General features: G+C 45.6%; 22 protein-coding genes. 16 read left to right on the top strand and 6 right to left on the bottom strand.

The features are described from left to right. Positions 1-2: 2 nt before the first annotated feature. The 6 genes from GXP65_RS09380 to GXP65_RS09355 all read right to left on the bottom strand — a co-directional run bounded on the left by GXP65_RS09380 (position 3) and on the right by GXP65_RS09355 (position 6574). Positions 3-1634, bottom strand: coding sequence for a DNA phosphorothioation system sulfurtransferase DndC (locus tag GXP65_RS09380; RefSeq protein WP_021453027.1), 1632 nt, complete (start codon positions 1632-1634; stop codon positions 3-5). Further along, positions 1631-2710, bottom strand: a complete 1080-nt coding sequence (gene dndB / locus GXP65_RS09375) for a DNA sulfur modification protein DndB (protein ID WP_162092652.1) — start codon at positions 2708-2710, stop codon at positions 1631-1633. Before dndB ends, GXP65_RS09380 begins: the two co-directional genes overlap by 4 nt. A gap of 197 nt (positions 2711-2907) precedes the next feature. Next, positions 2908-4935, bottom strand: a complete 2028-nt coding sequence (locus GXP65_RS09370; protein WP_162092651.1) for a DNA phosphorothioation-associated putative methyltransferase — start codon at positions 4933-4935, stop codon at positions 2908-2910. A 27-nt stretch (positions 4936-4962) separates the two neighbouring features. Next, positions 4963-5487 carry a hypothetical protein gene (locus GXP65_RS09365; RefSeq protein WP_162092650.1) on the bottom strand — a complete coding sequence of 175 codons (525 nt, stop codon included), beginning with the start codon at positions 5485-5487 and terminating at the stop codon, positions 4963-4965. A 333-nt stretch (positions 5488-5820) separates the two neighbouring features. Then, positions 5821-6120: a T3SS regulon translocated regulator ExsE2 gene (gene exsE2, locus GXP65_RS09360; RefSeq protein ID WP_162092649.1), complete on the bottom strand. Its 300-nt coding sequence runs from the start codon at positions 6118-6120 to the stop codon at positions 5821-5823. 7 nt (positions 6121-6127) lie between these two features. Then, a complete protein-coding gene (locus GXP65_RS09355; RefSeq protein ID WP_005537110.1) occupies positions 6128-6574 on the bottom strand; it encodes a CesT family type III secretion system chaperone in 447 nt (148 codons plus the stop codon). 358 nt (positions 6575-6932) lie between these two features. Between GXP65_RS09355 and GXP65_RS09350 the strand changes: the two genes are divergently transcribed. From GXP65_RS09350 to GXP65_RS09275, 16 genes are all read left to right on the top strand, one after another. Then, positions 6933-7340 (top strand): YscW family type III secretion system pilotin, encoded by a 408-nt coding sequence (locus tag GXP65_RS09350; RefSeq protein WP_021017830.1) that lies wholly within the window; start codon positions 6933-6935, stop codon positions 7338-7340. A gap of 596 nt (positions 7341-7936) precedes the next feature. Beyond that, positions 7937-8797, top strand: coding sequence for an AraC family transcriptional regulator (locus GXP65_RS09345; protein WP_012127524.1), 861 nt, complete (start codon positions 7937-7939; stop codon positions 8795-8797). Positions 8798-8940: 143 nt separating this feature from the next. Continuing rightward, positions 8941-9921: a T3SS regulon anti-activator ExsD domain-containing protein gene (locus GXP65_RS09340; protein ID WP_005426156.1), complete on the top strand. Its 981-nt coding sequence runs from the start codon at positions 8941-8943 to the stop codon at positions 9919-9921. Between the two features lie 12 nt (positions 9922-9933). Then, on the top strand, positions 9934-10362 hold the full coding sequence (locus tag GXP65_RS09335) for a YscB family type III secretion system chaperone (protein ID WP_039975162.1): 429 nt from the start codon (positions 9934-9936) through the stop codon (positions 10360-10362). Continuing rightward, a complete protein-coding gene (sctC, locus tag GXP65_RS09330) occupies positions 10362-12233 on the top strand; it encodes a type III secretion system outer membrane ring subunit SctC (protein WP_050906455.1) in 1872 nt (623 codons plus the stop codon). The genes GXP65_RS09335 and sctC overlap by 1 nt, the downstream gene beginning before the upstream one ends. Positions 12234-12238: 5 nt before the next feature. Next, positions 12239-13540: a type III secretion system inner membrane ring subunit SctD gene (gene sctD / locus GXP65_RS09325; protein ID WP_045453218.1), complete on the top strand. Its 1302-nt coding sequence runs from the start codon at positions 12239-12241 to the stop codon at positions 13538-13540. Continuing rightward, positions 13527-13733, top strand: a complete 207-nt coding sequence (locus GXP65_RS09320; protein WP_005426287.1) for an EscE/YscE/SsaE family type III secretion system needle protein co-chaperone — start codon at positions 13527-13529, stop codon at positions 13731-13733. The genes sctD and GXP65_RS09320 overlap by 14 nt, the downstream gene beginning before the upstream one ends. 16 nt (positions 13734-13749) lie before the next feature. Continuing rightward, positions 13750-13998 carry a type III secretion system needle filament subunit SctF gene (gene sctF, locus GXP65_RS09315; protein ID WP_005426103.1) on the top strand — a complete coding sequence of 83 codons (249 nt, stop codon included), beginning with the start codon at positions 13750-13752 and terminating at the stop codon, positions 13996-13998. Positions 13999-14001: 3 nt separating this feature from the next. Next, complete coding sequence (locus tag GXP65_RS09310; RefSeq protein ID WP_005426289.1) at positions 14002-14358, top strand: YscG family type III secretion system chaperone; 357 nt, start codon at positions 14002-14004, stop codon at positions 14356-14358. Next, positions 14358-15020, top strand: coding sequence for a YopR family T3SS polymerization control protein (locus GXP65_RS09305; protein WP_162092648.1), 663 nt, complete (start codon positions 14358-14360; stop codon positions 15018-15020). Before GXP65_RS09310 ends, GXP65_RS09305 begins: the two co-directional genes overlap by 1 nt. A gap of 8 nt (positions 15021-15028) precedes the next feature. After that, entirely contained in the window at positions 15029-15373 is a 345-nt protein-coding gene (gene sctI, locus GXP65_RS09300) for a type III secretion system inner rod subunit SctI (RefSeq protein ID WP_005426285.1), read from the top strand. A 17-nt stretch (positions 15374-15390) separates the two neighbouring features. Beyond that, on the top strand, positions 15391-16137 hold the full coding sequence (gene sctJ, locus GXP65_RS09295) for a type III secretion inner membrane ring lipoprotein SctJ (RefSeq protein ID WP_029388702.1): 747 nt from the start codon (positions 15391-15393) through the stop codon (positions 16135-16137). Next, positions 16130-16795: a SctK family type III secretion system sorting platform protein VscK gene (vscK, locus tag GXP65_RS09290; RefSeq protein WP_162092647.1), complete on the top strand. Its 666-nt coding sequence runs from the start codon at positions 16130-16132 to the stop codon at positions 16793-16795. Before sctJ ends, vscK begins: the two co-directional genes overlap by 8 nt. After that, positions 16774-17409: an HrpE/YscL family type III secretion apparatus protein gene (locus GXP65_RS09285; RefSeq protein ID WP_005426171.1), complete on the top strand. Its 636-nt coding sequence runs from the start codon at positions 16774-16776 to the stop codon at positions 17407-17409. The genes vscK and GXP65_RS09285 overlap by 22 nt, the downstream gene beginning before the upstream one ends. 226 nt (positions 17410-17635) lie before the next feature. Next, complete coding sequence (locus tag GXP65_RS09280; protein ID WP_005426189.1) at positions 17636-18031, top strand: hypothetical protein; 396 nt, start codon at positions 17636-17638, stop codon at positions 18029-18031. 3 nt (positions 18032-18034) lie between these two features. Then, positions 18035-20938, top strand: coding sequence for an ADP-ribosyltransferase (locus GXP65_RS09275; RefSeq protein ID WP_162092646.1), 2904 nt, complete (start codon positions 18035-18037; stop codon positions 20936-20938). Positions 20939-21002 lie beyond the last annotated feature (64 nt).

Raw genomic sequence — 21002 nt, 5'->3', positions numbered from 1 at the left:
ATTTAAAACTCTTTTTGAAGCAGCTTATCTAGCTCGGCAAGTTGGTCGTTGTAGCGCTCGATCTCTTTTTGGTGAATATCAAACTCAGCTTTACTCTGCAGAGAAGCATGCTTTTGTTTGATCTCTTCCAAGCTACCCCAGTCTCGCTTCAACAGCGACGCGATTTTATTTGAAATACCGCTACGACGGCTTAACCCTTCCATCGAGACTTCTAGCTCGATAAGCTTCATGATCATCTCAGGTTCAATATCAAAGTTGTCACAAAGCTCATGGATGAGTTGTGCGTCATCTTTACCAAAACTCGCGTTGTCGTCGTATACCCAATCAAGGTCGTAACCATAAACTTCTTTGAAAATAGTAGGTAGAGAGTCGTCCCAGTCTGGCTCATTTGGATCGTGAATCCACTCTTGGCGAATTGCATGAAGTTCAGGTACTGTGATCAGCTCGATCTCTCTTCCTTCTGCTTTAAACTTCTTATCCAGTTCAAGCAACTCGCGCAACCATTGACGGCGATATTTCAGCCAGTAAGGTCCCGGCACGTGCTTACGTTCTGTTGCGATGTCTTCGCCTTCTTTTGCGTATTGGTAGCTAACTTTACCTGTGCGACGTTTATGGTTTCGGTACTCTTCTTTGTTCGCAGGATCGGTTGTCATTGACAGCTTATTACGGAACTCAAGAAGAGGGGCCATCCATTGCTCACCATTTTGGATAAGACTTTCCATTGCACGGTCTTTCGTTACGACAGTACAGGTCCAGCAACCAAAGCGAGAGTTACCACAAGATGGTGTTGTCTCATCGATGACCATTGGGCATTCGCCTTGCCCAGAAGAGTCTTTATAGAGGTTCCACAGCACAAGGTTTTTGCCGCCCCACGGATTTTCCCATTCAAGATCATACTCATCGATCCAAATGTTCTTAGGTCCGTACGGGGTTTGCTTAGTTTCTAGATGGCAAAGACGCAGTAGTTTCCAAACATCGTCTACACCCCATGTATCGATAGGGGTAAAAATAAACGCATTTGCAAGTGTTGTATGGCGGGCTAATCGTGAGCCGTCAATTTTGTGTTTCGCAATGACCTGCGCACGTGATGCACTTTCTTGGCTACGAGAGCCAAGTACTACAATCACTTCATCAAATTGTGAGACTTTAGACTTGATAAAGTCGCTCACTGGGTCAATTTTCATTCGTTCTGTACACCAACGGAAGGAGCGTGTTGGTGCCGGATAGCCTTTACCAAGCAAGTTTGCCCAAAACGTTTGATTGTCTTTAGGGACGACTTTATGGCAAGTGATAGGTAGGTTATCGCGCTTCGCGCCTTTCTCGATAGCGGCTAACGAGTCTTTGATGTGGTTAACAACAACAGGTGTTTCAACAAGTGTGTCTGAAGATACAACAAAAACCGGTTTTTGGCGGTCTTTTGGTTCTAAGCCAAGTAGTGCCAAGTAAACTAACGACATGACTGCTGATGAGTCTTTACCACCGCTGTAGCCAATTACCCATGGGCGTTTGTCAGCACAGTAGACACGCTGCACATCTGCAATGTAGTGGCTTAGTTTGTTATTTGCGAAGTCTTCTGCATTGATAAAGTCTTCGTATTCGGCTAGATCTTCTGCCAGTTTTAGCTCGTGTATCATGATAACTGCTTCTCTAGAGCTTTCTCTTCTGGGGTTAGTGGTAACCCAAGTTTAATTTTTAGTGCGTTGGCAGTAAGTTGAATGTTCTGTGTCGACTTACTTAGTTTGCCGTGGTTCATACTTCGTTTGATCCAGTCCGGATTGGTTTTTAACCAGTTAACTTTGCTCAACTGCTGAAGCTTTTCTTTCCATTGTTTCGGTTCTTGGCACAGTAGGTGTTTACCTAGGACACCAATGGCATGTAACCCGACGCCATGCGCATGTATATATTCTTGGCGAAGTTGTGCTGGGGATACTTCTTTATCAATGACTAGTTGCCAATCTTTGATGTGGCGAGTCACTTCTTCCCAGAATTCAGCTGCAAGTTGCTTTTCTTCTTCGCTGAAGCCGTCCTTAGGACCTTTGCTCAAGAGTGCGCGAGTCGATTGTTTGATGCTACTCAAAGTAAATAGCTTGTTCGACTTAGGGCTGATATTAGATTTCTCCATTTCAGTTAAACCGATGAAAGGCTTAACCTTAGTTGCCAATTCGCGAGCAAGCTCGGAGCTTTCATCTCTATGGTCATACAGCGTACCCAGAGACGGGCTAGGTTTTACCGCGTATTTGTTGAGATCAGCGAACATCTGTTGGCTGCGTGTAAGTCCTTCATCAATGAAGAACAACACTGGGATGTTGTCTTGGCCTAAGTCCGGATTTTCTCGCAGTGCTTCTTCAATTGCCTTGCGACGATGTTGTCCGTCATTAATCAAGATTTGTGCATCCATAGGAACTCTTAGGGTTCCTAAATTCGGTGCACCATCATGATCTTCAAATGAAATATCGACACCTACAGATACTGTTAGCGCAGAAAAAACATAATCTTTTGGGTTATCAAGTAGGTACTTAACCATTTCAGGAATACGAGTTTTGTTCAACGTTCGTTGAGCTCTTAGCTCAGGCGGAACATCGTCTTCGTTGTAACTGAAAATTTTAGGAATGATCCTAAGAGGGCACGTCGCAATGTAAAAGGGACGTCCTGCTTGAATACCTCTGACAGCAGGAAAGGAGTAGCAATAGCCTGAATCTTGATTTTGCATAGTTAGCTCTAAGGTTATGTTATTTGTCTATGACATAAAACATAGATGGTATGTCATTTTTTGACAAACTAATCTTGGAGTTTGTTATGTGTTGGTATTGTCTATGCGAATTATTACATAGGTATGCCAAAATAAGTGTGACATTTTACAAGGATGCAGGGTAGATTTCTATGGCAGGACAGGTTTTTTCTGAAGGTTTAACTGGATGCAGTTGTGCTTACTGTAAATCCTCTGACTTCCTTATTGTGTTTGTTTAAAAGTACCTCAAACTCTGCTCGAACCATCTGAGTCTCTTCAGTTGGTTCAAACTCCATTAACTTCCCTAATCGCTTATCAAAGTTCAGCTGCTTTTTGTAGTTCTCGTGTTCGGGTGGTATGTAAAGGTGCTTGTTGAGCAATGGCGGTCTGCGCTTCTCATCTACATAATCAAAGAAATCGATATCTTGTTCTGCCATTTTTATTTTGATGCGCTCGACCAGAAATGGTATAGAGTGCTCGAAGTTGTCATAAGCAGTTAAGGTTAGCTTGCCTGACGTGATATGGATTTTGATTAAATCGATTTCTTCATCCAGTTCGCCATACATTTGTAAACCCGCACCTACGTATGTGCGCAGTAAGAGTGGTAAATCATCGATGTAGTCACGGTGTAGTATGAGTGAATGCCTCTCGTTCAATAAACTTGCAGGTAATTGCTTGTGGGCCTTTTCACATTGCGTGTTGATTTGGTCTGTATCGGCTATCGCGAACAGCAATTCTGCTGCGAGATTAAGTGCGGTTTTATAATCATCAAATAGAGCTTTGATATCGCGCTTGAGTGTTTCTGGTTGTTGCGTATAAGGTTTTCTCTTCTCAAACAGTCCCATCGCGAAGTAAAGTAACAGATCTTCTTTGCGGCGCTTTTCTGCTTTTTCGAACTCTTCGGTGTCGAACATTTCTTGCAACAGACCAAACACTTTTTTGTGCGAGCCGATAAGCGCTCTTACTTCGTCTGATTGCTCAAATTCTTCATTAGCAGGTATACGGCCAAACGTTAAGCATGTGTTCCAAAATGCGTCGAACAGTTCTTGGTTTTGAGTGATCAGAAGCTTGGCTTTGTGTTTTGCTTCGACAGGTTCTGGAGAGGTGAGTTGCTGCCATTTATGGTGGCGCTTGTATTTGCTTTGTAAGTACTGCTGCTCTTCGAGTTTATCTTTGAAGATGTAAAAAATGCCGGGTGCAACGGTAATGGCATCCTCTTGCAAACTGCGTTCAATATAAGCCTTTATCTCAGACTGGGCGTAATACTTTTGAAAGGTATTACGGGAAGTAATCACACCATCTTTGTAGGGTTTGAACTGGGCGATATAGCTTTCGTTAGCAAGCATGACAGAAACAACGAGAAGCTTATCCGCCAGCTCCCAAGCGTCTAACAAAGCATCTAGACGTTCATCTTGGTCTTCAATCACGTTTAGAACAAAGCCAAGGTTGACGATGTCTGAACTCACTTTGTCGTTATCAGGCTGAAAGTTAGGATCCCAGCCAAGTACATCTAGCCCATGCGCCTCCAGTTCTCGCAAGTCATCGCCACGCCCGCAGCCATAATCAAAAATGGAAAGTGAGCCTTCTAGGTAACCATGCTTTACTAGTGTTTTCATAGGTGCAGACAGTTCATGGCGAACGAGTGCCGTTTTGTGTCTATCAATTCCAGTTTCTTCGACTTGAGTGACAGCAGAGCTGCGAAACAAACGCCCGTCGACAAGTTCATAGCCATGACGCGCAATGAGGTTTTCCCAAGAGCGCTTAAACCCAATCAGTCGGCTATTCTCATACAGCCCCGCGTTTTCACCTTCTTGAGTGAGTGAAGTGAAGTGATCAAAGTGCTCACTTTCTGGCAAGATCATGGTCTCTTTGCGATGAAGGATCGGTGGGTTGTCAGAATCCGAGTAGTTTGTGAGTTTATGGCTTAATTTAGATAGGTCGACGTTTAAGCTCTGTCTTAGCGCAGGGTAGGAGTCAGTGTAAAAGTCAGGGTAGTGAAGCAAAGATAGACGGAATTCTTTTTTAAACAGTTTCACTAGATTCCAGTGTTCATCATCTAGGCTAACGGCTTTTGCTACCGCAGGTATGAATTGAGTGAGTACTGTCGGTAGGGCGCTAAAGGCATCTTTATGAAGGTAGATAGCATCCGGCAATTGTTTCCCTACTTTGATCTGCGCAATAAGCTCAGCAAACTGTTCTTCATTCATTCCATGTCCTCGATGATGTTTCCTCGATTATAAGTTATCGAATAAGGTCCGTGTGGCGCTGCCTTTTGCACTTTTCTTGTTTACGCGAAGTCCATCACTGCGTTTTTCTCGAATCAGTGCATAGCGTGTGTTTTCAGAGCCGACACTGATGTGAATAGGGCGGTCTTTTCCGTAGAAGTAGAGGCGATCGAATTCGAGGTTCGTGCAAATGTACTTTGCGACTTCATCCATTCGCTGCTCATAACCTTGTACATAGAAGTCACAGGCAGCGCCATTTCGCTTACAAATTCGATTTCCTTTGCTGTTGAGCTCAGTGGATGCATGTTGGTCAATGTTTGGAGCCATATCTCCCGGACTAGTTTTTAGTATATAGCGAAGTAAGGCATGACTTGTAAAACCGTAGGTGATGGTGATACTTCCAAGTGCGGCAAGTGGTATCAATATCTCGTCCTGTAGTCGCAGTAATTGAATTTGCGAGTCAGCCGATGGAAGATTGTCACCAGTAAATTGATGATGCTTTACTTGATACCAGTGAATAAGTGCGTTAAGCATAAAGGTGAACCAAAATTACTGATGAATGACGGGTGATGTTATTACAGTTAGGTTGCGATGTCAGGATACGAAAATTCATTTTAAGGAGCGATTTGTGTTTAAAATTTGACCTCGGTAGCACGGTTGAAATTGTATAAAATGGCGTGTAAGAAAATTTAAAAATTTCCATATTCTACTTTAAATTCATAGCTTTAAATTGGTCGTCTGACGTTCTCACTCACCGCCACATTCTAAAAAAACGTCCTAGAGCATCTTTTTTTTACCTCTAATTTCAAAAACAACAAAGCCCCGAAATTTCGGGGCTTTGCGTTTCTTGTAAAGTGAGGTCTAACCCTAGCTCATCGGCCTATTGGTCGCGATCACTTGAACCTTTCTACTCAACAGGCTTTGTGCTGCATTCGAGTCTTTTTCAAAGCTTAAAATCGCGTTGGAGAGCTCAGTATTGGCAAGCATAGAAAGCGTCTCGCCTAGCTCCAATTTTGAGTTAGTGCGGTTTTGCTCTCGCTCGTTTGGATTTATCTGCACCACGGTTCTGCCTAGAAAGTTTCCCTTCTGTACAGACTCAGTCTGGCTATTGTTCTCGATCCAATCGATAGATAAGTGCTTTTGTGTTGGTTGGATGTCATTGGACATAGATTACCTAAACTCTTAAATCCGAGCTCTGAAGCTGAGATGGCAAAGCTTCCATGGCGATGTGGGCGGATAACAAGTCTTCCCAAGATTCGCTCTGTGTGAGCAGCTCAGCCAGTGCATCTTCAAACAGTTCGTAATCGAGTGACTCTGCGTGAAGCAGTCTATTTAAACAAAGCTTGTGCCTGTGGTTATCTAAGCTAAAAAACAATTGATGCTCAGACCAATGGTAGTTGAATGCGATAAAAGAACGGTAAAGGTCAGAATTAACAATTTGTAGATCGACGATCTCAGCTTCTAATTGAAGCATCCCTGTCGTTGGGTGAAAAATCACATGCACTCTTAAGTTGTCATCAAAAGCTAAACCCAATTCGTCTTCAATCAACTGTAATTTAGGTAACCCTATTTGATGAGCAAATTTAAGTAAAACCTCATCTACGATTTGGCGCGCAGACATAGAAGTCATCCTTTTTAGAATTTTAAGGGTGAAGTTATGACAAGTGCATTTCGATGTTTATCAAAATTGGTTGGATTTTTTTATATAAACGTTTTTTCTATAAGGTTAATAAAGAAAGTATTGATGGTGTTGCTTATATCATTAGTGCATATAAATTTCACTTATATAATATTTGATTATGTGCTTGGAACTAATGTCAAATTTTAAAACAAAGCAAATCCAGTGTAATTAACGGTTTCTTATTTTTGAGAATTTATTTTTTGAGTCATTTATAAAATACAGGTTGATCTTTTATATATTTCTGTACCAGAATTGCGACTGTCATTTTTAATAAAAAGATAAGTAGATAGAGTACGCAGTGAAATCTAGAACGCTTATTGGGTTGCTAAGCCTGTTGTTTTTGAATGCTTGCACTCACACCAATTCCTCAAACGGCGGCTTTGCGAGCTCTTCCCAAGCTGTGCTGTATGGGTGGGTGGCTTTTGATGAGTATATTGCGCCCGTGAGTACATCGGTTGATATTGATGTGTGCCAAGTAACCACAGAACGGTGTATTACAGTCGCAAAGCAGACATACCAGGGGGTTCAGCTGCCTGTGCAATACTCTTTTGTTATTGCGCCTATACAAGCAGGTAAGGGTGAAATGAAGATCCGCGCAGTGCTACGTTCTCAAGGGGAAATCAGAGCCAGTAAAGAAGAAGGCTATATTTTTACGCAAGGCAGAGTGCATAAGGATTTAAAACTAGAAGCTTACAATAATAACTAAAAAAGTAATCGTTTTCATTTTTTCTATTTTAATAAAAATTTAAGTTGAATGAAGCGAATAATCCGGCGCTAAAACCCTAATTATTAATGGGGTCAAGTCATCGGCTCAGTGCTTCTTTATATGAATATCAGTTGCACTCACTGCAATTTTTATGTTTATATCCCCCGCTTCTATGAAGTTGGCTAGATAGAGTGGTTTAAAAATAAACACTCCATTTTTTGTGGAAATACCAATGTAGGTGAGAGTAGGCTTAAATATTAGTACTTTCATTTATTCTAATATAATAAGAGCTTTGGTTGCTTGAGTATCACTAGTTATAAGTTGAACTTTAGCAAAAGCTTATTAATTTCTCGAGAATATAACAAACAATATCGAGACGTTTTTCCAAGATTATTTTTGCTACCACCGGTAGTTTTTGAGCTATTTATAATTTATTCGGGGAGTATGGTCGTGCTATCGCACCTATGCTCTTTTCTTTGCTTCTTTAATTGACATCGTTCTGATTAAACATCGCACGTACGTTTTTGTATAGGCGTAGTCAGGCTTTGGCATTTCTCTATTTGGATTAGAGAAATTAGGATTATGAAGGGTAGAAAATGGATGTGTTAGGCCAACTAAACACAGAAAGGGTCAACTCGCTATCGCGAAAAATCCATAGTACTTGTTACTATGAAAAATACGATGAAGTTTTTCATTCTCGCCAGTCTCACATTGTTGTCGTTCACAATGGGCAATTGCGAGTTCAGACGGGGGATTGCACGTTAGATGTCGTCGCTGGTTGTGGTGTGTTCCTCTCTCAAGGGGATTACTTACTAGAATACACGCCAGTAGATGGCCAATATACGGCGTCAGTGATCGAATTCGACAATGAACTTGTCAGTCAATTTTTGCAAAAGCACAGTGATTTACTGATGTCGCTACCAAAAGTTGAGAACGTTCAGTCTGGATTGTTCCCGTTTACTTTCAATTTGTTGATAGAGCAGACCTTATCAGGGATGAAGACGCTAGAAGAGCAGTCTTATCCTGACACCATCATGCGCTTAAAATACGAGGAAATGCTCATCTTATTGCTCCACGGTGAGCAAGGTGAGAACCTGTATGCGTTATTATCACAGCTGACCAACAAAACCTCAGACCGACTGCGTCGCTTTATGGAACTCCATTACCTGAAGGAGTGGAAGCTGACCGACTACGCACAAGAGTTTGGCGCGAGCCTGACGACGTTTAAAGAGCTCTTTAATGAGCACTATGGCGTTTCTCCTAGAGCGTGGATCAGTGAGCGCCGTTTGCTGCATGCCCATAAGTTATTGCTTACCAGCAAAATGAGCATTGTCGACGTCGCAATGGAAGCGGGCTTTTCTAGTCAATCTTACTTTACGCAAAGTTACCGACGCCGTTTTGGAACGACACCAAGTCGTGTACGTTCTGGGGATGAACAAGTCGCTATTGCTAAGTGAAATGTCTGACGACTAAAATTTTCTGACTAATTTTGAAAGGCATCAACTGGCGTAAACTCTATTATGCTCAGCGTAACAACGAACAAAACTATTACCTCTACTTCCTTCTGGATTGTTCGAAGTAGATGCGGAGAACAACACCAATGAAAAAGCTGCATTGGCGACGCCGTTCGCTTTTTCCTAACAACATTGTGACGCAAAGGAAGGTCACTGTATTGCAGAGAGGCGCAAGATACGAAGGTTTAACCCAATCATCGCAAGTGCCCAATGTTGTTAATGTCAATCACCGACAACTGCTTAGTGAAGATGTTTTGAGTTCAGAACAATTGTCTTTGCTGCAACGTTTGCTTGACCGCAATGTCGTTGATTGCTTATGTGCAAGCCAAGTGGTGAAAACCTATCAAAGGTTTGGTACCTCTTTAGACCGGTTTGCCATGCGCCTCTTTCTCGAGGTGGGTGGACAACTGAGTGACAATCATGTGTTGAGCTCTTTTGAGCAAAGGCTGGATTACATTAACAGCCGATTAGGGTTTCGCTTCAATTTGGCGTCCCCTAAAACGCTGATCCTGTCGATGTATTTAACCCTGAATGAGTGGGTGAACCGGAAGACAGATCAGACGGTGTTGCATGACACCATCAAGCTTGAGCAGTTGATTAATCAGCTGAGTATTCAGAAAGACTACTGGTTGAGGCTGTCGACAGAAGAGAACAGTGCGATTTTTGCAGAGCAGCAGTTAGCACTGATCCAGAGCCAGCAGAGTGAACTGTATGAGCAGCTTGATGTTCTTAATGAACAACAAAATCAGGCCGTCGAATCTCACCGAGCGATGGTGGAAGAGTGGAAGCCAACGCTTGAGAAGCTCAAAGGTCTGTCTCAGTACGGCGAAACATCAGATAAGTTTATCTCTGAATGGAAAGTCTGGTGTGGCGAAGCTCGAGTACAAGCGCCTGAGCTCAACGACGTGTGGGACGCTTGTGACCATGTGTACAGCGACTTAAATGCGGTTGCGAAGATTTGGCAGTGGTTTCAAGACATGCACACCGTTGGCAATGTGGATCACTACTATTTTGATATTCAGAGTAACCAGTGCGGTCAAGCTTGTAACCATCTCAGCCAGATTTAAATAGAGCTAAATATGTTAGATCAAATGATGAAATCTCTCGCGGCAACGCTTGGGGTTGGGGATTTTATTGCCTCAAATAATGGTTCCTACGATATCGAAGTCGACCAGATGCTGCTTAACATTCGGCAGCATTCATCATGGGTCTTGTGGGAAACCGTGCTCCCATTTCAGTTTGAACAGCACCTCGATTACCAAAAAGAGCAGGCACTTAAGCATTGTATGCAGCTCTCTTTGAAGACACTGCGAGATACGAGTAGCACACTGACGGTGAATGATAACGAACAGTTGATTGTGCAAGGAAAGATGAACATGGAAAGCGCAACCGCAGAAGCATTATGCGCTCAGCTCTCCCAACATGTGAATTTGGTGGAGCAGTTTAGTGGTGTGCTAGAGCATCAACGCGTTAATCATACCGTCAGCCACAGTATTTGGATTCCATAATGCTTGCCGTTTTAAAAAAACAACTTCGCCGACTTGTTTGGTCTGTTGCATGTACTTTGAGTTTGTTGGCGGCATTGCCTTTACACGCATCAGAGTTGGATTGGCCTGATCAGCCGTTTCGTTACTATGCGGACAACGATTCTTTAAAAGAACTATTGAATAACTTTGGCGCTAACTATCGTGTTTCTGTGTCGGTCAGTGACAAAGTCAACGATCGAGTCAGTGGTCGATTTACGCCAGAAGACCCAGCCGAGTTTCTTGATTATCTAGCACAGGTCTACAACCTGATGTGGTACTTCGATGGCGCGGTGTTGCATGTGTACAAAGCGACGGAAACCCGTTCTCGGCTGCTACAGCTTGAACTTCTGACGGCTCGTGAGCTGCGCAGTACTCTGATATCGACAGGGATTTGGGATTCTCGCTACGGTTGGCGTGCGGCAGAGAACAAAGGGCTGGTTTACTTAGCGGGCCCACCTAGATACGTGGATTTGGTTGTGCAAACGGCCGAAGCGCTGGAAAGCCGATTGGTTCAAAAGTCGAACTCTACTGATGAGCTGTTTGTTGAAATTATTCCTTTGAAATATGCCTCGGCGACGGACAGAGAAATCACTTATCGCGATCAAGCGGTGACGGTGCCGGGCATTGCATCGGTATTGAGCCGCGTATTGTCAGGTGTTCAAACTCAGATCAAGGCAACCAAAGAGAGTGAAGAAACGGACATCAATACGGCTGCAACCACGACGAAGAATGTTTCTGTACACGGCGGTGCGTCGGTTGAGGCAGAGCCAGGGCTAAATGCCATCATAGTACGTGATACGCAAGCGCGCCTGCCTTTGTACCGCAAGTTAGTCGCTCAGTTGGATCAGCCACAGTCGCGAATCGAAGTGGCACTCTCGATTGTCGATATCAGTGCGAACGATTTGAGCCAACTGGGTGTGGATTGGCGAGCGGGTATTGAGGTCGGTAACAACAGTATTTTAGACATCAAAACCACAGGTGACGTTGATGGTGGTGATGTGACGCTAGGCAGCGGGCAGACCTTTAAGTCACTGCTTGATGCGACCAATTTAAACTACTTGTTGGCTCAAATTCGTTTGTTGGAATCTCAAGGTAGTGCTCAAGTCGTGTCTCGACCGACTTTGCTAACTCAAGAAAACGTTGAGGCGGTTTTGAACAACAGCAGCACGTTCTACGTCAAGTTGATTGGCAGAGAAACAGCGGCGCTTGAAGAGGTGACCTACGGCACCTTACTGCGAATCGTCCCACGTATTGTCGGAGACCGATTTGTTGAAAGACCCGAAATCAACCTGAGCTTGCATCTTGAAGATGGCGCGCAAATTCCAGATGGCGGTGTTGATGATGTGCCATCCATCCGCAAGACAGAGATCAGCACGTTGGCGACGGTGAAGCAAGGGCAGAGCCTACTCATCGGTGGTGTGTACCGTGATGAAGTGAGTCACCAACTGCGTAAAGTGCCTTTGTTAGGAGACATCCCATACCTTGGTGCCTTGTTTAGAAGTACCACTGATACCACCAGAAGAACGGTGCGCATGTTCATTATTGAGCCGAGAATTGTTGTCGATGGTATTGGTGACAACGTGCTTATCGGTAATGAGTATGACTTAAGACCGAAGCTCGGCACCTTGAACAATATTTCAAATAACAGTGCAGAGCTGAAATCGGCACTCGCGCTCTACAGCTGTACATCTCAAGTACAAGCGGAGCGTCATCAGCAAGATCTATTGTCACAGGGCAAATCTTCGCTGTTATCACAATGCGAGCTGCCTTCAGGGCAAAAAGGATGGCGAGTGCAAATCAAAGAGTGTGATGGCTCAGAGAATCATTGCGTTCGACCATTAGAGGAGCAATAGCCTCAATGCAGCAATGGAAAATTCGTATTCTCTCTGGTGTTCATGCCGGAGTAGAGGTGACCTTACCCAATGATTCATTGGTGTTGGGGAGCGATGACTTTACCGCCGACCTTGTGTTGACCGATTCGGACATCAAGGCGAGTCACCTTGTATTGGTATGCGATGGCGATACCGTCTTACTGCGTGATTGTGATGAGGTTTCGATCAATAGCGAGAGCGTTACCGTTGACGCTAATGGGATTGAATTATCACGCAACGCCTTGGTTTCGGTTGGCCGCTTAACGTTTGCGGTAGGGCATCTTGAAGATGACTTGGCGATCGATATCACGACGGAAGCCGCAGATAAACAAGCGACACCGGTCAGTCATAAACCGTCATCAGGTTGGAAGAGAACGGTCTTGATCGGCTTGATGTGCAGCCTGATCCCAAGCGTGATATTTGCCGGTGTTTGGTATAGCCAAATCCGAGCCAGCGACAGCGATGCCATCACGGAAGCGGAGCCCATCGTTTTAGTGCGCAATATTCTGAGCGAATTGAAGCTCGATGATGTGCGGGTTGAATGGAATGCCACGGCAAGGCAAGCAGTACTGGAAGGGTACGTCGAGGATAGAACCGCAAAACTGCAACTGTTGGGAAGAATTGACGCGCTAGGGATCAACTACAAAAGTGACCTGCGAACCATGGAAGAGATTCGTCGCGGCGTGCGCTTTATCTTGCGTAACCTCGGTTATCACCAAGTCAAAGTTGAGAATGGTGAAGAGACCGGCACGCTGCTCTTAACGGGGTACATTGATGATGCGAGCCGTTGGAGCCAAGTCGAGCAGATATTAGAACGCGATGTCCCGGGGCTGGTCGCTTGGAAGGTTGAGCTGCAAAGAGCGGGCGCCTATATGGATACGCTCAAAGCCTTGCTTGAAAAAGCAGAGTTACTAAAGAAAGTTCAGCTGGTGACAAGTGGCGATCGTATTGAAGTACGCGGTGAGTTGGACGATATCGAGACCACTCGCTTCTATGGCGTTACGAGGGACTTCCGTGAGCAGTATGGCGAGAAACCTTATTTGGTTTTGAAGTCCATTCCTAAAGTAAGCAAGGGAACCAACATCGATTTTCCGTTTCGTAGCGTGAATTTTGGCCAAGTCCCTTATGTGATTCTTACGGACAATGTTCGTTACATGGTTGGGGCTCGCACCCCTCAAGGGTATCGCATTTCTAGCGTCACCCCATCAGGAATAGAGCTGGTGAAAGGCGGGCGAGTGATCACGATCGATCTAGGGTATGAAGGTGGAAATACCAATGACAAATCTTGAACAACTACTACAAAGCGACTCAGGGCAGGAACAGAAAGAGGCCATTGTCCTCAAGTTCAAGCAAGCGCAATCAGCAGTTAAGCGCCAGCTCGATCTTGGCTGTGCCCCCCATGAATATCAGTTGCTACTCAAACAGCATGAAGCCTATCAAGCGGCTCTAGCTGTGATTGAAACTGTCGAATGCAATAAATAACCAAGAGGCGATACCTATGTCATTTTACGATGCGAGTAACAGTGTTTATCTCGATGATGTTAAAGCGAAACTAGAAGAACAAGCAAAAGCGGCGAATGAAGCCGTGAATGAAGCGATCAAAAACCTAGAAACGAACGCTGACGACCCATCAAAGCTGGCTGAATTGCAGCACACCATCAACAAATGGTCGGTGGTTTACAACATCAATGCGACCACCACTCGTGCTATCAAGGATGTGATGCAGTCGATTCTGCAGAAGGTGTAAGTTATGGAAAAAGACATGCGTTTGCTGCTGGCCGAAACGGCTTTGATGGCAACCGGTATGCATCGCCACGAAGAGGCAGAGACAATTGCGTCTTGCCTCGAATCTCAAGGGGATACCGAAGAAGTCGTGGCAATGATTCGCTCTATGAGTTTGATGAATCGTGGTCGCTACGAAGAGGCGCATCGCCTGCTTGAACCTGTGTGCGTGAATTCTCCTGACTTAGTCTGCTTAGCGGCTCTGGCGGCGGGTAAAGCAGGGTTAGCGAGTAAAGCCGAATCATGGCTGGCGATGGCTTCAAAAGGCAGTGAAGAAAGCCAAGCCTTTGCAACGAGCTTCTCTCAGGATATCAGGAACCTTTAATGAAGGTTGAAAACAACTCGCTCAACTATGCGCTCAGTCAGGTTCAGCAGCCAGCTAGAGTTGATCCGCACGAGGCAAATAAGATGAGCCGTCTGATGAGTGAAAGTGCATCAGACAGCAGTGCATCAGAAAGCAATTCATCAAACAAGAGCGCATCGCCAGTGCAAAAAAGCACGGACATCGTCTCTCAGTCTGAGGCCAAAGTGACGGCAATTAAAGAGTGGTATGAAGCGCTCAAAAGTTCCGGAAACTTTAGCTCAGCGGCACTTAACCGCTCACTTGAAGGAGCGCTTACTTCTCCAAGCGAGCAGAAAGAGGCGTTGTGGTATGCACTTAGCCAGGAAAGAAGCGTAAAAGGCACCGATAAAGCGTCACCAGAACTACTGGCTTCACTCGAACAAGAGTTACTGGGCAGCTTTTCTGGACGTTTGCTCGCCGATCCCCCAAAAGACCGTGATGAGCTAAAAGTGCTGCTGTCTGAGCATTTCCCTCTGGGGGCGCAAAAGGAACAAGCACTTTGGCATAGCTGGGCCGAGTTGAAAGACATTCCTGATCAAGATCCATTGTTAGACATGGTTCGGGAAGAGTTGAGCTTTGTTATACAAATCAACTCAATGGTCAAAAACATGCTGACTTACAGCCACAAACTAGAGCTTTCATAGGAACGCAGATGATCAATACGCAGTACACCGAAGTCATGCAGACGAATCTAGAGCAAGTGCAAGATGCGCAAGCTCAGGATGGGCTTAGCGAACGTTTCGAGCAAGCGATGTTGGCCCCGGAAGGAAACAATGGTTTAGAAGGTGGTTTGTTAGAAAACATTAGCGAACTGAAAAATACCATCGATAACGCAAAAAGCAGCTTAACCGACAGTATGAAAATGGTAGGTGACGATCCTGCTCAGCTTTTGCAAATGCAATGGGCGTTGACTCGAATTACCTTTCAAGAGGAACTGATCGCCAAGACAGTAGGTAAAACGACGCAAAACGTAGAAACACTGTTAAAGGCACAGTAGTCACAATGAAGTCAGTCATCACAAGAAAAACAATGCGTGCAGTAAGCATGTTACTGGTTCTATTTTTAGTGGGTTGTCAGACCGAACTTTACACCGGTGTAAGCCAGAAAGAAGGCAACGAAATGTTGTCAATCTTACTTTCTGAAGGTGTCGTCGCCACCAAAGAACCGGATAAAGACAATACCGTCAAGTTGATGGTAGATAACGCACAAATTGCGTTTGCGGTTGATGCGCTTAAGCGCAAAGGTTACCCAAGAGAGCAGTTCTCGACACTTAAAGAAGTCTTCCCGAAAGACGATCTGATTTCGTCTCCGCTTGCTGAGCGAGCGAGACTTATTTACGCGAAATCGCAAGAATTATCGTCCACATTGTCACAAATTGATGGTGTGTTGGTCGCTCGCGTTCACGTGGTACTTGAAGACCAAAATCTTCGTCCTGGTGAGCGCCCAACGCCAGCATCGGCATCTGTGTTTATCAAGCATGCTGCGGATGTCGCGTTGGACTCTTATGTCCCTCAAATTAAGCTGTTAGTAAACAACAGTATCGAAGGGTTGAACTACGACCGTATCAGCGTGGTGATGGTGCCATCTTCGGAAGTTCGCGTGACGTCTCAAGGTAATCAATTCGAAAGCATTCTGTCGATTCAAGTGACCAAAGACACCGCAAGCCATCTGATTGCTATTCTTGTTTTCTTGGTACTGCTGATCATTGGCTCTAACGCAGCAACGTTTGCTTGGTGCCGCAGGAACGTGAAACGTGGTTAATTCCGAAACGCCGGCTTCCCAAATTCAGCATCAGTTTAACTATTGCCCTTGCAGCTATATTGACGAAAGTTGGGTAATGGAAAAACAGCCTTGGTTGTTAAAACTCCAAGGCTGGAGAAACGAAGCGGCCATCAATCAGTGGTGTATTGAAGACTGGGCGTTGTCGCCAATTACGGACCATGCTTTTAATCATCCATACAACAGTCTGGCTTTACTGCCTGTAGAGGCAACAAATCGACTGCTGTTGATGATTGGCGGAATCATGCATTGCCAAGCGATGCGCCAAGTGGTGCTAAAGCAACCTAAACAATGTCTTAATCAGGTCTTTGGAGTGGATGAAACGCGTTTTTTGATCCAACAAGGACCGATGATGATTTCCAACTGGCCCAGCGGTTGGCAAAAGCCACTGCCAACCAGCCTCGATGAAAAAAGCTTTGAAAAGACAGCCCGAGAGCTGGGGTATTTATGGGTCACTTTCTTACTGGCAAAGTCACCATCAGAGCTAGTGCAACGATGGCAGTTTAAGCTCGATCGTCAACTGACGCTCACGGATCGCAGTGCAGATTGGCTGGATGACGCGCATCGCGATCTTGCTTACCGACTTATCAAGAAAATCGCAAAACAGGTAATTCCTCAATGGTTTCATTTGTTGAAATAAAAACCGACAACTTGCAATTAGCGCCGGGCTTAAAAGTGCTCAAAGCAAAAGACTATGTGAGTTACTTAGATTCGCAGCATTTGGTTGAGGCGGCGCACTCAAAAGCAGAAAGCATCATTGCGAAAGCGGACGAAGCCTATGAGCTAGAGAGGCAGCGAGGTTATCAGGACGGCATCGATCAAGCGAAGATCGAGAATGCCGAAACCATGCTGGCAACACTTGCTCGATGCAACGAGTACTATTTGCAGGTCGAGCAAAAAATGACAGGCGTTGTGCTCGATGCCGTCAGAAAGATCATCAACAGCTTTGATGATGTGGATACCACTGCAAGTGTCGTGAGAGAGGCGCTCCAGCTTGTCAGTAACCAAAAGCAAGTGATTCTGCATGTGCATCCAGAGCAGGTTACTGAAGTGCGGGAGAAGGTTTCCTCCATACTCAGTGATTTCCCTGAAGTGGGGTACGTTGAAGTCATTGCCGATGCGCGTTTAAAGAACGGCGGCTGCATACTGGAGACCGAGGTCGGTATTATCGATGCGAGTATCGACGGTCAGCTGCAAGCGCTCAAGCAAGCTATTACCAAGCAATTGAGCGAACGCCAACAGATACAGCCCTAACGCGTTTATTTTTGCTCTCCGAAAGTCCAGCAATGCTGGGCTTTTTTATTTTCAGTGGCTGGCTATTTCTAGATTCAGCATCAATTTCCTCTCACTAGCATTCAACTGAAAGCCGTGAGCGCTAGCCGATAAAAGGCACCCTAAAAACTTCTGACCAAAAGTGATATATGGCGAATGCCCTTACGCTTATCGTTTTGATTACTCAATACGAAAAGGGGTCCTCGCAATGAACAAAGAAGAAATCATAAACAACTGGCTATCCGACTTATCTGGCGGGCAATGGCAGCTTTTGAATGGTCAATGCAACTTAGTTGGCGAAGATGGCATGCATTACGCCACGATTTTCAATTATGAAAACCGCATGGTGGTCATGTTCCCTTTGTCACCAGCCAAGCAGCCTGAGGGGGGAATATCACCTTCCAAACTGCTGGCGCTGAACTCTCACCCCGATGTTGTCGGCATTGCGTCGTTCTCGTTAGCCGCTGACAACGCCACTGTTGTACTCAACTTTGCATTGCCGGATGAGTCTGTGGTGAATAGCGATCTCAATGTCTTTTGGCAAAATGCACTCAGTTTACGCAGTGCCTTGTTTGATGCGATCACTGAATCCACTGCGGGGTGATCGATGCAAACAACGATACGAACAGACGGCGCGGCAAGTACTGCGGCTTTACTGTCCTCACAGCAGACACTAAGCGCAGCAAGCACCGCGGCTAATACCTCTTTAAGTCAGGTTTCATCGGTCTCCGTTTCCTTAGTCGGCAATCAACCGCCGCTGAACACGCAACCAGTCCCGATGCCACCATTGCGTCAGGCCGAGGAAGAGTTTAATCACGCCATCATGCGTGCTGCCCAGTATGAAGGTAGCATTGAAAATTTAGTCCGAGACAAGGTAAATGCGCAGTTTCCAACAACCTCTGACGCGGTGAAAAACCAGATAGTCGCTCAGTCGGTGGAAAAGATTGCAGAAGCTAACCAAGCATTTGAGTTTAACCATTTGGGCAATGACCTGCTGCAGAGCCCTGCCGTTGAGTACATGTCTCAATCGTTTTTGCGTCGGATCCTAGAAAACGTAGCGATCGCTCAAGCGAAAGATCCTTCAGTGCCAGTAGCAAAGACAAATGAAGACGCTGGCATCGGTTTTCTGGACGGCTGGAGTGACGACGACGCTAAGTGGGCAGAGCAGCTCAACAGCGTACTCAATGACCCTAAAGCCAATGCTCGGGTACTGACTACATTAGCTTATAGTCATTTGAGGGTATTTCGTGATCCTTCGCGACTTAAGATGATGGGCGATGCCGTGAATCAGCCATTGCTGAATGCTAAAGAAGCGAATCAAAGGCTGAACATTTTCCACTCACATGGTGCAGGGGAAAAACCTGAGATCTCGACTCCGACCACAACCCAGCCCCACGGTTGGGCATGGCTTAAGTATGCCGATTGGAATACAAGTGAAGCGCTTGGCAACAAAACCGGCAATGACTTTATCGGCAGTCGTCAAAACGGCGACCCTCATAAAGGGACCGGATTCAAGTTTCAAGGAATGCAGGAGGCTATGAAGCCTACGGCTTATCACAATGACGCCGTTGCTTTAAAAGAGCGTCCAGAACATGAGTCCGGCTATGGTGGTTTCGTTATCAATGACAAAACGTTAACCACGATTGGCGACGATAAACCAACCTCGGTCAACTGGCGCCAACAAAACATGGATAAGAAGTTACCTATGTTTGCGGGGCCATCCAGTACCACCTCTTTTATGTACGAAGTGGCACGCCTTCTCAAAATGCCTGCTTCTGAAGCGCAAGCCTTTCGAGCCTTGCTGTTGGGGTGGATGATTCAGCCGCGTGATCACAGTTTTACAGAGATCATGGGAGCACTGGATGCTTATGCAATGGAGCACAATGACCACGGCGCTGCGACAGTAGACAGTGATGGCATGATGGCGTGGCAAGCACGTGAGACGGGCAATTGGCTTGGTGCTTACGAGGGGCTGATAACCCAAAACATCGACTTACCCGGTATGGAAGCCAAGACAATCACACTAAATGGACAAGAGATTCATCTACCTGCGATTGAACCGGTGAAAATGAGTGTCGAAGAGTTCGATCAATCTGTGACTCAAGGGAAAGGCTACCCATCACAATATGCAGGGAGTGATTATCTTGATGTACTGGCGCAGGCCGCGCAGAGTGATCAAGAAGCAGACGATACCTTTGGCCTAGCTTCAGAGAAAATTCACTACGCTCCGCAAAATATGAATGACTTGAAGTTATACAATACCGAGCAGCGAACCATGCCGGAATTGCCTGAGCGAAAACCGTCAGGGCAACCATTTATCGATGGTGTAAAAGCGGAAGCATTAGGCAACTGGTTGGAGGGTAAGTCTCCTGCGCAATACCAACAGCTTCTCAGTAATGCAGCGTCTTTGTTGGCGGAATCTTCACAGGAAGGATCGCTAAGTAATGTTTTTCGTTACGGTGAGCGTAATGATGTGTGGGAAACTTTTCGCACGGTAGATAAGTCGAACATGCTTGATGCTCAGTTGGTGCTAAAAAACAAACCCGATCACCAAGATGCGTTGGCCTTTTTACAGGATGTCGCGAGTAGCAAAGCCACACCAGCTGAACGCCAACAAGCGGTATTAGAAGCCATTGGTGATGATGCAAATAACCAAGCGACGCTGATTAACGCGATGCTGCTGGCGACGACTCGATTCTATACAGGGAATGGCGCAAATATTATCAACCCAGGCTACGGCGATTTTGCTCCACCAAAGAACGAGAGTGAAATGGAGATGCGTCTTCAATCGTTCCTAAAACGTAATCAATACACCAGTTCTGCTGAGCGAGCGCAGGCGAAGAAAGAGTATCGCCAGAACGTGGATATGTTACAGGCTGCGATAGACTCTCCAATGTTTGAACGATACTCCGGTAAAGTCTGGCACGGCTGTCACACCAGTGTTGCCGATGCGGCGTTAGAGAAGGGAACCGGTTTTCAGTTTCCTGGCTTTATGAGTACAACGCGTGCTCCAGACGTGGCACAAAGTTACATGGCGAAAGGTGCGCTTTTGGTCATCAACCCGGCGCCAGACCTCGGGGTGAATATTGAACCCATCAGTAATGCGGAAGGTGAGAGAGAAATCTTGGTTCCTGCAGGGACGTCTTTTACTGTGGAACAAAGCTATACCTTACACCTGGAGAAAGGTTACCCGCCTTCAGCCAATACGGCGATGAAAAAGCGAATTTACGATGCAGAAGTGGCGACGGGGAGCCGCAAACCTCATGTGACCATACGCATAACGACGCCAGAGATGGAGAAAGCGGGCCTAAGTGGTCAAAGCGATCCAAAAGGAGAGGCGGAACTTGCTGACTTGATTGATCATATCAAGAAAAATCCCTCGAACATGGAAGAGCAAACCAAGGTTGTCGTATTGAGCCGAGAGTCCAGTGCACCAAGCGTCAATACCGCGAATGCGGATAAAGCGGCAACAGAAGCCTTTAAACCAATGTACTCTGGTGGCTTTGTTTAGCCAAGAAGCTCAACCACTTAAGTAAGTCTATTCAACTCGAGGTCTCTCAACAGTTTTAGCTTGC

The sequence above is a fragment of the Vibrio sp. LB10LO1 genome, assembly GCF_010092875.1.
Taxonomy (GTDB): domain Bacteria; phylum Pseudomonadota; class Gammaproteobacteria; order Enterobacterales; family Vibrionaceae; genus Vibrio; species Vibrio campbellii.
Note: the sequence above shows the minus strand (reverse complement) of the source record. Positions and strands in the feature narration are given on the sequence as shown.

What these genes read in the sequence shown, in the direction of transcription:
- GXP65_RS09380 (WP_021453027.1), bottom strand. Translation starts at nt 1,634, where the DNA reads ATGATACACGAGCTAAAACTGGCAGAAGATCTAGCCGAATACGAAGAC.
- dndB (WP_162092652.1), bottom strand. Translation starts at nt 2,710, where the DNA reads ATGCAAAATCAAGATTCAGGCTATTGCTACTCCTTTCCTGCTGTCAGA.
- GXP65_RS09370 (WP_162092651.1), bottom strand. Translation starts at nt 4,935, where the DNA reads ATGAATGAAGAACAGTTTGCTGAGCTTATTGCGCAGATCAAAGTAGGG.
- GXP65_RS09365 (WP_162092650.1), bottom strand. Translation starts at nt 5,487, where the DNA reads ATGCTTAACGCACTTATTCACTGGTATCAAGTAAAGCATCATCAATTT.
- exsE2 (WP_162092649.1), bottom strand. Translation starts at nt 6,120, where the DNA reads ATGTCCAATGACATCCAACCAACACAAAAGCACTTATCTATCGATTGG.
- GXP65_RS09355 (WP_005537110.1), bottom strand. Translation starts at nt 6,574, where the DNA reads ATGTCTGCGCGCCAAATCGTAGATGAGGTTTTACTTAAATTTGCTCAT.
- GXP65_RS09345 (WP_012127524.1), top strand. Translation starts at nt 7,937, where the DNA reads ATGGATGTGTTAGGCCAACTAAACACAGAAAGGGTCAACTCGCTATCG.
- GXP65_RS09340 (WP_005426156.1), top strand. Translation starts at nt 8,941, where the DNA reads ATGAAAAAGCTGCATTGGCGACGCCGTTCGCTTTTTCCTAACAACATT.
- GXP65_RS09335 (WP_039975162.1), top strand. Translation starts at nt 9,934, where the DNA reads ATGTTAGATCAAATGATGAAATCTCTCGCGGCAACGCTTGGGGTTGGG.
- sctC (WP_050906455.1), top strand. Translation starts at nt 10,362, where the DNA reads ATGCTTGCCGTTTTAAAAAAACAACTTCGCCGACTTGTTTGGTCTGTT.
- sctD (WP_045453218.1), top strand. Translation starts at nt 12,239, where the DNA reads ATGCAGCAATGGAAAATTCGTATTCTCTCTGGTGTTCATGCCGGAGTA.
- GXP65_RS09320 (WP_005426287.1), top strand. Translation starts at nt 13,527, where the DNA reads ATGACAAATCTTGAACAACTACTACAAAGCGACTCAGGGCAGGAACAG.
- sctF (WP_005426103.1), top strand. Translation starts at nt 13,750, where the DNA reads ATGTCATTTTACGATGCGAGTAACAGTGTTTATCTCGATGATGTTAAA.
- GXP65_RS09310 (WP_005426289.1), top strand. Translation starts at nt 14,002, where the DNA reads ATGGAAAAAGACATGCGTTTGCTGCTGGCCGAAACGGCTTTGATGGCA.
- GXP65_RS09305 (WP_162092648.1), top strand. Translation starts at nt 14,358, where the DNA reads ATGAAGGTTGAAAACAACTCGCTCAACTATGCGCTCAGTCAGGTTCAG.
- sctI (WP_005426285.1), top strand. Translation starts at nt 15,029, where the DNA reads ATGATCAATACGCAGTACACCGAAGTCATGCAGACGAATCTAGAGCAA.
- GXP65_RS09285 (WP_005426171.1), top strand. Translation starts at nt 16,774, where the DNA reads ATGGTTTCATTTGTTGAAATAAAAACCGACAACTTGCAATTAGCGCCG.
- GXP65_RS09280 (WP_005426189.1), top strand. Translation starts at nt 17,636, where the DNA reads ATGAACAAAGAAGAAATCATAAACAACTGGCTATCCGACTTATCTGGC.
- GXP65_RS09275 (WP_162092646.1), top strand. Translation starts at nt 18,035, where the DNA reads ATGCAAACAACGATACGAACAGACGGCGCGGCAAGTACTGCGGCTTTA.